The sequence below is a fragment of the Serratia sp. OS31 genome (genome assembly GCF_014164835.1).
GTDB classification, from domain to species: Bacteria; Pseudomonadota; Gammaproteobacteria; order Enterobacterales; family Enterobacteriaceae; genus Serratia; species Serratia liquefaciens_A.
On the sequence record NZ_JACJFQ010000004.1, the window covers coordinates 213378 to 224950 of the forward strand.

Annotated in this window: 11 protein-coding genes and 1 tRNA gene; 6 read left to right on the plus strand and 6 right to left on the minus strand. The window is 55.1% G+C overall.

Going from position 1 to position 11573, the window contains the following annotated elements; translation table 11 throughout:
* The first annotated feature begins 32 nt into the window (after positions 1-32).
* Positions 33-1439 (plus strand): sugar porter family MFS transporter, encoded by a 1407-nt coding sequence (locus H5P17_RS05985; protein WP_044548767.1) that lies wholly within the window; start codon positions 33-35, stop codon positions 1437-1439.
* 73 nt (positions 1440-1512) lie between these two features.
* Positions 1513-2529, plus strand: coding sequence for a UDP-glucose 4-epimerase GalE (galE, locus tag H5P17_RS05990; RefSeq protein ID WP_182821840.1), 1017 nt, complete (start codon positions 1513-1515; stop codon positions 2527-2529).
* 69 nt (positions 2530-2598) lie between these two features.
* Here galE and purK read toward each other — a convergent pair whose 3' ends face one another.
* The 4 genes from purK to ppiB all read right to left on the minus strand — a co-directional run bounded on the left by purK (position 2599) and on the right by ppiB (position 5581).
* Positions 2599-3666 (minus strand): 5-(carboxyamino)imidazole ribonucleotide synthase, encoded by a 1068-nt coding sequence (gene purK / locus H5P17_RS05995; protein WP_182821842.1) that lies wholly within the window; start codon positions 3664-3666, stop codon positions 2599-2601.
* Positions 3663-4187: a 5-(carboxyamino)imidazole ribonucleotide mutase gene (purE, locus tag H5P17_RS06000; protein WP_182821844.1), complete on the minus strand. Its 525-nt coding sequence runs from the start codon at positions 4185-4187 to the stop codon at positions 3663-3665. Before purE ends, purK begins: the two co-directional genes overlap by 4 nt.
* A 166-nt stretch (positions 4188-4353) precedes the next feature.
* Positions 4354-5076, minus strand: coding sequence for a UDP-2,3-diacylglucosamine diphosphatase (lpxH, locus tag H5P17_RS06005; protein ID WP_182821846.1), 723 nt, complete (start codon positions 5074-5076; stop codon positions 4354-4356).
* 10 nt (positions 5077-5086) lie between these two features.
* Entirely contained in the window at positions 5087-5581 is a 495-nt protein-coding gene (gene ppiB / locus H5P17_RS06010) for a peptidylprolyl isomerase B (protein WP_044548774.1), read from the minus strand.
* 309 nt (positions 5582-5890) lie between these two features.
* Between ppiB and cysS the strand changes: the two genes are divergently transcribed.
* Positions 5891-7276 carry a cysteine--tRNA ligase gene (cysS, locus tag H5P17_RS06015; protein ID WP_182821847.1) on the plus strand — a complete coding sequence of 462 codons (1386 nt, stop codon included), beginning with the start codon at positions 5891-5893 and terminating at the stop codon, positions 7274-7276.
* 68 nt (positions 7277-7344) lie between these two features.
* On the opposite strand, the gene ybcJ is transcribed toward cysS, so the two are convergent.
* Positions 7345-7557, minus strand: a complete 213-nt coding sequence (gene ybcJ / locus H5P17_RS06020; protein ID WP_012005606.1) for a ribosome-associated protein YbcJ — start codon at positions 7555-7557, stop codon at positions 7345-7347.
* A gap of 10 nt (positions 7558-7567) precedes the next feature.
* Entirely contained in the window at positions 7568-8434 is an 867-nt protein-coding gene (folD, locus tag H5P17_RS06025) for a bifunctional methylenetetrahydrofolate dehydrogenase/methenyltetrahydrofolate cyclohydrolase FolD (RefSeq protein ID WP_020825565.1), read from the minus strand.
* 414 nt (positions 8435-8848) lie between these two features.
* Between folD and H5P17_RS06030 the strand changes: the two genes are divergently transcribed.
* The 3 genes from H5P17_RS06030 to H5P17_RS06040 all read left to right on the plus strand — a co-directional run.
* On the plus strand, positions 8849-9145 hold the full coding sequence (locus tag H5P17_RS06030; protein ID WP_182821849.1) for a hypothetical protein: 297 nt from the start codon (positions 8849-8851) through the stop codon (positions 9143-9145).
* 145 nt (positions 9146-9290) lie between these two features.
* Positions 9291-9367 (plus strand) — tRNA-Arg (locus tag H5P17_RS06035).
* 322 nt (positions 9368-9689) lie between these two features.
* A partial coding sequence (locus tag H5P17_RS06040; RefSeq protein WP_182821851.1) for a phosphatase PAP2 family protein occupies positions 9690-11573 on the plus strand: 1884 nt, incomplete at its 3' end.

An 11573-nucleotide genomic window follows, 5' to 3' on the forward strand; every position in this document is an offset into this window, starting at 1 on the left:
GCAACTTAAGCACGTTATCGTTTGGAGGCTGTATGAGTACTACCGTCAAAGTGTCGGTGGCAGAAAAAAGCCAGAGCAATGCAGGGATGACTTTTTTCGTCTGTTTTCTGGCCGCATTGGCTGGGCTGCTGTTCGGTCTGGACATCGGGGTTATTGCGGGTGCTCTGCCGTTTATCACCGACTCGTTTAACATTACCAGCTCCCAGCAGGAGTGGGTGGTCAGCTCAATGATGTTTGGGGCGGCGGTCGGCGCCGTGGGCAGTGGCTGGATGAACTTCCGTATCGGGCGTAAATACAGCCTGATGATTGGCGCCGTGTTGTTTGTCGTCGGTTCGCTGTGCTCAGCCGCAGCTCCCAACGTGGAAATCTTGCTGATTTCTCGCGTGCTGCTTGGACTGGCGGTGGGGGTGGCTTCTTACACCGCACCGATTTATCTGTCTGAAATTGCCCCGGAGAAAATTCGCGGCAGCATGATTTCGATGTACCAGTTGATGATCACCATCGGCATTCTGGCGGCCTACCTGTCGGATACCGCATTCAGCTACACCGGCGCCTGGCGCTGGATGCTGGGCGTGATCACCATCCCTGCGGTATTGCTGTTGATCGGCGTGTTCTTCTTGCCGGATAGCCCGCGCTGGCTGGCTTCACGCAATCGCCATGAGCAGGCGCGTCAGGTATTGGAAAAGCTGCGTGACACCAGCGCTCAGGCGCAGCACGAACTGAACGAAATTCGCGAAAGCCTGAAGCTGAAACAGAGCGGCTGGGCGCTGTTTAAAGACAATAAAAACTTCCGTCGTGCCGTGTTCCTTGGCGTCCTGCTGCAGGTGATGCAACAGTTCACCGGGATGAACGTCATCATGTATTACGCCCCGAAAATTTTTGGCCTGGCGGGCTTTGCCAGTACCGCACAGCAGATGTGGGGGACGGTCATTGTCGGTCTGGTTAACGTGCTGGCGACCTTTATTGCCATCGGGTTGGTTGACCGCTGGGGGCGCAAACCGACGCTGACGCTGGGCTTTGTCGTCATGGCGGTGGGCATGGGCGCGCTGGGGACCATGATGAATGTGGGCATGACCTCGCCGGCCGAGCAATACTTTGCCATCATCATGCTGTTGATGTTTATTGTCGGTTTTGCCATGAGCGCCGGCCCGCTGATTTGGGTGCTGTGTTCAGAGATCCAGCCGCTGAAAGGCCGCGATTTTGGCATTACCTGTTCTACCGCCACCAACTGGATTGCCAACATGATCGTCGGGGCGACCTTCCTGACCATGCTCAATTCGCTGGGCAGCGCGCACACTTTCTGGGTCTATGCGGCGCTTAACCTGGTGTTTATCTTCATTACGCTGGCGTTGATTCCGGAAACGAAGAACATCTCGCTGGAGCATATCGAACGCAATCTGATGGCCGGCAAACCGTTACGCAACATTGGTTCGCGCTAGCCGACGGGCTGTGCGCAGGATATCCGTTCAGGCATCTGGCGTTAACGCCAGATGCTGACTACAGGAGGAAATTATGGCGATTCTGGTGACCGGCGGTGCCGGATACATTGGTTCCCACACCCTATTGGCGCTGCTGGAACGGGGTGAAGATGTGGTGGTGCTGGACAATTTGATCAATGCGTCTGAAGAGTCCTTGCGACGCGTGGCGCAACTGACGGGCAAAGCCGCAAAGTTCTATCGGGGAGATGTACAGGACGCCGCCTGCTTGCAGCGGATCTTTAAGGCGCACCAGATTACCTCGGTGATCCATTTTGCCGGCCTGAAGGCGGTAGGGGAGTCTACCCGGAAACCCCTGGAGTATTATCAGAACAACGTGACGGGCACGCTGGTGTTGCTGGAAGCGATGCGTCAGGCCGGCGTTAACCGGTTTATCTTTAGCTCCTCCGCCACGGTGTACGGTGAAAATGCGCCAGTGCCTTATCGCGAGGATATGCCGATCGGCGGCACTACCAGCCCCTATGGCACCTCCAAGTGGATGGTCGAGCAGATCCTGCAGGACTTTGCCAAGGCCGAGCCGGCATTTTCGATTATCGCGCTGCGCTATTTCAATCCGGTAGGCGCCCATGAATCAGGGCTGATTGGCGAGGACCCCAGCGGCATTCCCAATAACCTGCTGCCGTATATCGCGCAGGTCGCCATTGGCCAGCGTGAAAGCCTGAGCGTGTTTGGCGGCGATTACCCGACCAAAGACGGCACCGGCGTGCGCGATTATATTCATGTGATGGACGTTGCCCAGGGCCACCTGGCGGCGATGGATCACTTAACGCAGGTAGCTGGTTTCAAAGCCTATAATCTGGGTTCTGGGGTAGGTTATTCGGTATTGGATATGGTGCGGGCGTTTGAGAAAGCTTCGGGGGTCACCATCCCCTACCAGATTTTACCGCGCCGTGCGGGTGACCTGCCCGCCTTCTGGGCCGATGCCAGCCTGGCGAAACAGGAACTGGGCTGGGAAGTACAACGCGGCCTTGACCTGATGATGCGCGATACCTGGAATTGGCAAAGCAAAAATCCTCAGGGCTACCGCCAATAGCTTTTCATCGACAATAAAAAAGGGTTCAGCTCTGAGAGTTGAACCCTTTATTTTGGTTCGGCGTAACGCTTAAGCCAGCTTCTGCTGCGCCCAGGCCAAACCGCTTTGGTATTCGGCCGGTAACAGCGGTGCCAAAGCCTGCAATGCCTGTTGCAGTACGGCAGCGTCAGGATCGTTCAGGTTGAGATGCCCAACCTTGCGGCCTTCGCGCACCTCTTTCTCGTACCAGTGCAGATGCACCAGCGGTAACGCCAGCCACTGCTGATTTACCGCGGTGCCGATCAGGTTGACCATCACCGACGGGGTGCTCACGACGGGTTTCGGCAGCGGCAGGGCGAGAATGGCGCGCAGGTGCAGTTCGAACTGGCTGATAGACGCGCCGTTCTGCGTCCAGTGGCCGCTGTTGTGTACCCGGGGAGCCAGCTCGTTAATCAGCAGGCTATCGCCGACGATAAAGCACTCCATCGCCATGACGCCGACGTAGTTCAGTTCATCGAGGATCGCCGCCAGCATCCGTTCAGCCTGCTGTTGCAGCGCTGGGTTGGGCTGCGGCAACGCCACGCTGGTGCGCAGAATGCCTTCTTCATGCAGGTTATGGGTTAGCGGATAAAACACCGATTTACCGTCGTGCCCGCGTGCGCCAACCAACGAAACTTCGCCGGAGAAGTTAATCCCCTGTTCAACGATGCATTCGCCATAGGCATCGGCCGGCAGTTCGGCTTCCTGGCCAGGGCGCAGACGCCATTGACCCCGGCCGTCGTAACCGCCCACGCGACGTTTGACTATCGCCAGTTCGCCCAGGGCCGCGAACACCTGCGGCCACTCGGTGGCGTCGGCCAGCAACTGCCACGGCGCGGTAGCCAGGCCGAGCTGATCGAGCAACTGTTTTTGCGTCAGTCGGTCTGCCAGACGGGGGAAAATATCGCGGTTAACGAAGCTGTTGTGGGTCGCCAGTTCACGCGTCAGCGCGGTTTCCGGCCAACGCTCGATTTCAGCGGTGATCACACTGTTTTGATAAGGTACCGCTTCCGGCTCGGCGTCGAGGCCAACCGGATAAACGGCGATACCCAGCGGTTCACCGGCCTGGCGCAGCATGCGCCCCAATTGACCGTTACCCAGTACGCAAACCGGCTTCATGCTTCCTCCCGTGGGTCCGGGTTGTTCAGCACCTCGTCGGTCTGCGCCTGACGCCAGTCTGCCAGACGCTGCGCCAGCGCGGCGTCATGCAACGCCAGAATTTGTGCCGCCAGCAGTGCGGCATTGGCAGCACCGGCCTTGCCGATCGCCAGAGTACCGACCGGAATACCGCGCGGCATTTGCACGATGGAATACAGGCTGTCTACGCCGCTTAAGGCAGCGCTTTGCACCGGCACACCCAGCACCGGCACCAGGGTTTTCGCCGCCAGCATGCCCGGCAGGTGCGCAGCACCGCCCGCACCGGCAATGATCACGCCAATACCCTTGGCACTTGCCTGTTCGGCAAAGCTGAACAGCTTGTCTGGCGTGCGATGAGCGGAAACGACTTCGACATGGAACGGGACATCGAGTGAGGTCAGGACTTCGGCCGCAAACTGCATGGTGGCCCAGTCACTTTTCGATCCCATTACAATTGCGATTTTAACCTCAGCGTGAGTGGCTGAAGCGGCGTTGGCTCCCATGGGTGTAAGGCTCCTGTAATTGTACAAACGACGGCCGATTGCCTGCGGCGGGAGGCCGAATGAGGGCGTAGAGCATACCATGAGCGAACGGCGAGGAAAACGGTTGCGTCGCCGGTTTTCATCGTCAAAAGCGCGAATGTTTTTACCGGCGTGGGAAGTCAGAAGCTTAGAAAGGGAATTGGATCAGTTCGACGGCGTCAGCGCTGACTTTGATCATCGAGCCTTCTTCATGCCAGGCACCCAGCACCACGCGATGGGCCTTGCCGTTGCTCAGCGCCAGCTCGTGTACTGCCGGACGATGAGTGTGGCCGTGGATCATCCAGTGCACCTGATGGTTCACCATCGCCTGTTCGACCGCCTGTGGGTTGACGTCCATGATGGCGTCCGATTTGTATTGGTTGCTTTGCCGACTGCGGGCACGCATTTTAGCGGCGATCTTAAGGCGCCAGCGCAATGGCATTGCCAGGAACAATTTCTGGATCAGCGGGTTGTGTACTTTGCGGCGGAACTGTTGGTAGGCCTGATCGTCGGTACACAGCGTGTCGCCGTGCAGGATCAGGATTTTGCGGCCATACAGGTCCAGCACTTTTTCTTCCGGCAGCAGCTGCATGCCGCTGGCGCGGGCAAAGCGCTTGCCCACCAGAAAATCACGGTTGCCGTGGATAAAGTAGCAGGGCACGCCTGCCTGTTGCAGCGTCTTCAGCGCCGCGGCGATTTCAGCGTGCAAAGGTTCGGGATCGTCATCGCCGATCCAGGCTTCGAACAGGTCACCGAGAATGTACAGGGCTTCGGCATGTATGGCATCTTGCCGCAAAAAACGCAGAAAACCGGCAGTGATTGCCGGTTCCTGTGCGCTTAAGTGCAGATCTGCAATGAACAGCGTGTTCATTCAGCTGCGATTACTCGCTGACGGTAACGCTGGTGACGATCACGTCTTCTACCGGTACGTCCTGGTGCATGCCGCTGCGGCCAGTTTTCACGGCTTTGATCTTGTTAACCACGTCCATGCCTTCAACCACTTCAGCAAACACGCAGTAGCCCCAACCCTGGGCGTTTTCGCCGCGGAAGTTCAGGAAGTCGTTGTCTGCTACGTTGATGAAGAACTGTGCGGTCGCGGAGTGTGGATCGTTGGTACGCGCCATTGCCAGGGTGCCGGTGGTGTTTTTCAGACCGTTGTTGGCTTCGTTCTTGATGGTGGCTTTGGTGTCTTTCTGGTTCATACCCGGCTCAAAACCGCCGCCCTGAATCATGAAACCATTGATAACACGGTGGAAAATGGTGTTGTTGTAGAAACCGTCACGGCAGTAGTTCAGGAAGTTTTCAACGGTAACCGGCGCTTTGTCCGCAAAGGTGTTGATAACGATGTCGCCGTGATTAGTGTGGAAAGTAACCATAGTTTTAGTCCTAACAAGATGAAGTGAGATGTCACATGGAGCGAGTGAACTATCAGACCGCCGTTATAACATATCTCCTTTAATGAGTCAGCAGCGGCTAAACCGCGCTCAGGCTGTGGTAAATCGCCATTTGTTATATTATAACACTGGTGGCGATCGCTGATTTATCACCGTTTTCCACCTCTGAGCTCAGCAAAGCGCGGCCTTAACCTTGCATTAGATCAGGCTTCGGGTTTCAATACGCTGCTGGGTGAACAACCTTAACCCTGGTTATCATTTTTGTTATCACGCACACCACGGAATGTCCCGATGCTAAAGATTTTTAATACCCTGAGTCGTCAAAAAGAGGAATTTAAACCCATTCATGCCGGTAAAGTGGGCATGTACGTGTGCGGGGTAACCATCTATGACCTGTGTCATATCGGACACGGGCGTACCTTCGTTGCTTTCGACGTGGTGGCGCGTTATCTGCGTTATCTCGGCTACTCGTTGAACTACGTGCGTAACGTCACCGACGTTGACGACAAAATTATCCGCCGGGCGACTGAAAATGGCGAAAGCTGCGATCAACTGACTGCACGCATGCTGGCGGAGATGCACGCCGACTTCGATTCTCTGCTGATCGAGCGTCCGGACATCGAACCGCGTGCGACCCAGCATATCGCCGAGATCATTGAGATAACCCAACGCCTGATCGATCGCGATCACGCATATGTGGCCAGCAACGGCGACGTGATGTTCTCCATCGACAGCGATCCGCAATACGGTTTGCTGTCACGCCAGGATCTGGATCAGCTGCAGGCCGGTGCGCGCGTGGAAATCGACGATGTGAAACGCAACCCGATGGACTTCGTGCTGTGGAAGATGTCCAAGCCGGGCGAACCGAGCTGGGCGTCGCCTTGGGGCGCAGGGCGTCCGGGTTGGCACATTGAATGTTCTGCCATGAACTGCAAGCAGCTTGGCACCCATTTTGATATCCACGGCGGCGGTTCCGATCTGATGTTCCCGCATCACGAGAACGAAATTGCCCAGTCGAGCTGTGCCCATGACGGCCCGTACGTCAACTATTGGATGCACTCCGGCATGGTGATGATCGACAAAGAAAAAATGTCGAAATCCCTGGATAACTTCTTCACTATCCGCGACGTGCTGGGTTACTACGACGCTGAAACCGTGCGTTACTTCCTGATGTCCGGCCACTATCGCAGCCAGTTGAACTACAGCGAAGAGAACCTGAAGCAGGCACGTACCGCGCTGGAACGCCTCTACACCGCGCTGCGCGGCACTGACGCCAATGCCCAACCTGCCGGCGGCGACGTGTTCGAAGCCCGCTTCCGTGAAGCCATGGATGACGACTTCAATACGCCGGAAGCATACTCGGCGCTGTTTGATTTGGCACGTGAGGTTAACCGCCTGAAAGCTGAAGACATGACGGCGGCTAACGGCATGGCGGCGGAACTGCGTAAGCTGGCGAAGGTGCTCGGCCTGTTGCAGCAAGAGCCTGAACAGTTCCTGCAGAGCGGCGCGCAGGCCGATGACGGCGAAGTGGCGGAGATTGAAGCCCTGATCAAGCAGCGCAACGACGCGCGCAAAGCCAAAGACTGGGCGCTGGCGGATGCCGCGCGCGATCGCTTGAATGAGATGAACATCGTGCTGGAAGATGGCCCGCAGGGGACCACCTGGCGCCGTAAGTAATTCACTTTAGGCTGCAAACAAAAAAGGCGCTGAGTTAATCTTCAGCGCCTTTTTCTATGGAGCGGGGATCAAGGTTTAACCACAACCTTGCCGCCGTTAAACTCCACGACCTGATCGGCAACGATTTTGCAGCGTTTGCGCGTTTCGACTTTGCCGTTCACTTTCACCTGCCCATCGGCGATGACTTCTTTGGCGGCACCGCCGCTTTCACACCAGCCCTGGAATTTGAGCAGGTCGCACAGTTCGACGTGCGGGTGATTATCCAGATTAAAAGTTTCCATACTGCCTTACTTATTTAGGTTGAACGTCGTGATATTCCTCGCAGGCCTGCAAGGTATTTTGGATCAGTGTAGCAACGGTCATTGGACCAACGCCACCCGGAACCGGAGTAATGTAGGCGGCGCGCTCGCTTGCGGCGTCAAAATCCACGTCGCCGACCACTTTACCACTTTCCAGACGGTTAATACCGACGTCCACCACGATGGCGCCCGGTTTTATCCAGTCGCCAGGAATAAAGCCCGGTTTGCCGACCGCAACGACCAGCAGATCGGCGTTTTCAACGTGGTGGCGCAGGTTTTTGGTGAAACGGTGGGTCACGGTAGTGGTGCACCCGGCCAGCAGCAGCTCCATGCTCATCGGGCGGCCGACGATGTTGGATGCGCCAACCACCACGGCATTCAGGCCATAGGTATCGATGTTGTAACGCTCGAGCAGGGTGACGATACCGCGTGGGGTGCAAGGGCGCAGTTTGGGCGCACGTTGGCACAGGCGACCGACGTTGTACGGATGGAAACCGTCGACGTCCTTATCCGGATGAATACGCTCCAGCACCTTGACGTTGTCGATGCCGGCCGGCAGCGGCAGCTGCACTAAAATGCCGTCGATCTCGCCGTCGGCGTTCAGACGATCGATCAGCGCCAGCAGTTCAGCCTCACTGGTGGTTGCAGGCAGATCGTAGGAGCGGGAGAGGAAACCCACTTCATCACAGGCACGGCGCTTGCTGGCGACGTAAATCTGTGAGGCCGGGTTCTCGCCAACCAATACTACCGCCAGGCCCGGCGCGCGTTTCCCGGCAGCCAGACGTTGTTTAACTTGCTCAGCCACTTCGTTTCTAACCTGCTGCGCAATCGTTTTACCATCAATAATCTTTGCTGACATCAGTGAGGAAATCCATCAATTAAGAAAAGCGGGGATAGCGCTATTTTGTCAGAAGCGGAGCGCGCTGTCAGGCGCTGAATCGCGATCGACGGCGTTTGTCGGGTGCGATTTACGCTTTTTTTATACCAACGGAATGATCCTCTACGCCTTTTTTACCGCTCGCTGCGTAAGCTGTGGCTATTCACACTGCGGTACGGGAGTCAAAATCATGATGGTCATTACCCGCTTGCACTTCTTACACCTGCCTCTTGATAGCCAGGCATGCCAGCCAAGGCACGTGGGGGAAACGGTATTCGATTCGTCCTTGCACCCGGCTGACGTCGCGCAGTTGATTGCGCTGCATCAGCTTGCCGCACACAAAACGCCGCCCTCATGGAGAACGCGCCTGGGCGCATTGTGCCGGAGGCTGCGCGCATGAGAAACATCAAAGGGATGGGTTTTATGCTGCTGGTATGGGGGCCAATGGCGCAGGCTTCGTTAAACGCCGCACCGGTTAGCGCAGTCTTGCAGCAACCGTTATCGGCGGCTTGTACCCTGTTGACGGCTCAGCATGCCGATTGGGGAAACATCAACGCGATGGTGCGCTCGGCCCGCGTTTGCCTGCAGCGCCCGGCAGAACAGCAACAGTCGGATCGTCTTCCTGAGCCCTTTGATTCCGGCCTGGCCCAGCGCAACAGCCGCCAACTGTCGGATTTAACCCAAGGAAAATGACGCGGTTAACTCAACGCAGAGCGGCGGCAATGGCTGAAAATTCATCATAAAGCACGGCGACTGCCGTAACGTCATGAAAAGGCATTGACTCAATGATCTCTGACCGTATAATCCAACCCGCAACTCCCGGTTGTCGCATCCCAATGCGCCCTTAGCTCAGTTGGATAGAGCAACGGCCTTCTAAGCCGTAGGTCACAGGTTCGAGCCCTGTAGGGCGTACCATTAAGCTTCGCCAATAGCATCAATATCTCCTCCATTGTCTCGATTTGATATGGACGCATTTTGGGCTCAAAAAACCGGCATCGTGCTATCGTCCTCTGATCGTTTATTTACATCCTAAATAAATTCACGCCAGAAAAAATGGATATTAATTTAGGTGTAAATAATAAATTAAATCATATTTTAATTTAAGTGGCTTAATTTTTTTTTGCGAAAATTAAACTTATCCACGTTCAACTTCGCTGTCATTATCCTGTCACATTATTCTACTAAGTTATCGCGCTTACGCTTATTGGCGTGCTTTCTTGATTATTATGGAATGATAATGAAAATAAAACTCTCAATACTGGCAATAACTCTGGCTTGCTCTGGTTTTTCATGGGCTGAGATAGATATTACCTCAACAAAAGAAAGTTTATATTCACAGCGGCAGGGGTGGTTTAACAGCTTGCATGAGCGAGTGCTGACAAGCTACCCGGGGAAAGGTTCTCAGGCATCAGAATGGGATCGGCAAGCCAGTAATGAATATACGGCTATTACTGGCGAACGCTATGCGTTGGCCTATGACGATCAAGATCAATCATCAGAATATATCTATCGCAGTTTTGCTGTTGCAGCATTGGGTGAGCAAGCCAACGCCCCGGATCTCCGCTCAATAACCTCTTATAATCAAATAAGCGAATTATATAAAACAGCGACCTATGCCTATGATGCCAACAGCGGTCGAACGCGCTCATTCGATTTTATACTGAAAGATGAGTTTAAGCGGGGAAGGCCTTATCAGGTATTGGACGAAAAGGGTGATTACATAAAAAATTACCTGTCGGTGAAAGGTTCTTCCTTCCCGAGTGGACATACGTGGTCGGGTTTTAAACAGGCTATCGCTTTGTCACTGATATTCCCTGAACGAGGGAGTGAGATATTTTCGCGCGCCCTGCAATTTGGTGAAAGCCGAGTGATCGTGGGCGCTCATTTCCCAACCGATACTATAGCTTCGCGAGTCGGCAGCTATTTCTCATTGGCGCAATTGTTGGCCGATGACAGCATTGCGGCTACGCTCGCCGATTTGGCAAAGGCAACCCGAAGTGAAATAGCCAAGGGTTGTCACGAAAATACCGGTGGTTGCATCGCTGCTACGCAACCTGGAACCCCGTTGTATTCAAGCAACAGCATAGGTTACTACGGAAAAAAAGAGCCTGCCGAGGCACCTCGTATAACCCCGGATGATATGCCGGATAAAGCCGGTTATTTATTACGCCTGCGTTTCCCTTATTTGACCGAGGCCAACTGGCGCAGCATTTTGGCCAGCACCGCTTACCCGAGCAATTCTTTAGCAGGATGGATGATACAATCGAGTAATCCTGACTCGTTTTGGGGCGTTATAGATTTACCCAAAGCTTACGGCGGCCCGGCCTATCTATACGACTCTCTGGTGGTCAATCAGACTTTTAACCCTGCCTATGATGTTGTTGGTTTTTCCTTATCCGACGAATGGAAAAACGATATCGAGGGGCCAGGCAAGCTGATTAAAAATGGTGAGGGCAGCCTGACGCTTGCTGGCAACGATCGTTTTGGCGGTCTGGAGGTTAATCAGGGGACGCTGATTGTTTCCGGCAATGCGCAATACAGCGATAAGTCCGTGGTTAACGGCGGAACTCTGGTCATTAGCGGGGTGTTAAATTCAGCCCTGGATATCAACCGTGGCGGAGTCGTCATCGCTGATGGGGCAGTAAACTCGACTTTAGATGTTAATCAGGGCGGCTTGATCAGCGGCAATGGAGTGTTGAATAGATTAACCGTCCATCAGGGCGGTGTGGTCACGCCGGGCCACTCGATAGGCGTATTGAATGTAGCCGACAGGGTGGCTTTTGAGCCCGGCTCGCAATATTGGGTAGAGGTGGCGGCAAACGGTCAGAGCGACCGAATTCACAGTGCGGGTACGGCTATTTTGAATGGCGGTAACGTTAATGTATCGCTGGAAAACAGCGGCAACCTGCTGTCGCAAAGCGAGGTTCGCAGCCTGCTGGGCCAGCAGTACAACATTCTGACCGCCCAGCAGGGCATCAGCGGGCAGTTTGATTCTGTGGCGCCAAACTATCTGTTCCTCGGTACCGGGCTGACCTACCAGCCGAATCAGGTGACGCTCAACGTCGGCCGTAATGACACCAGTTTTGCCAGCGTGGCGGCAACGCAGAACGAGCGTGCGGTA

Bases quoted from the DNA above. Each gene is read 5' to 3' on its own strand.
- H5P17_RS05985 (WP_044548767.1), top strand. From the start codon at position 33: ATGAGTACTACCGTCAAAGTGTCGGTGGCAGAAAAAAGCCAGAGCAAT.
- galE (WP_182821840.1), top strand. From the start codon at position 1,513: ATGGCGATTCTGGTGACCGGCGGTGCCGGATACATTGGTTCCCACACC.
- purK (WP_182821842.1), bottom strand. From the start codon at position 3,666: ATGAAGCCGGTTTGCGTACTGGGTAACGGTCAATTGGGGCGCATGCTG.
- purE (WP_182821844.1), bottom strand. From the start codon at position 4,187: ATGGGAGCCAACGCCGCTTCAGCCACTCACGCTGAGGTTAAAATCGCA.
- lpxH (WP_182821846.1), bottom strand. From the start codon at position 5,076: ATGAACACGCTGTTCATTGCAGATCTGCACTTAAGCGCACAGGAACCG.
- ppiB (WP_044548774.1), bottom strand. From the start codon at position 5,581: ATGGTTACTTTCCACACTAATCACGGCGACATCGTTATCAACACCTTT.
- cysS (WP_182821847.1), top strand. From the start codon at position 5,891: ATGCTAAAGATTTTTAATACCCTGAGTCGTCAAAAAGAGGAATTTAAA.
- ybcJ (WP_012005606.1), bottom strand. From the start codon at position 7,557: ATGGAAACTTTTAATCTGGATAATCACCCGCACGTCGAACTGTGCGAC.
- folD (WP_020825565.1), bottom strand. From the start codon at position 8,434: ATGTCAGCAAAGATTATTGATGGTAAAACGATTGCGCAGCAGGTTAGA.
- H5P17_RS06030 (WP_182821849.1), top strand. From the start codon at position 8,849: ATGAGAAACATCAAAGGGATGGGTTTTATGCTGCTGGTATGGGGGCCA.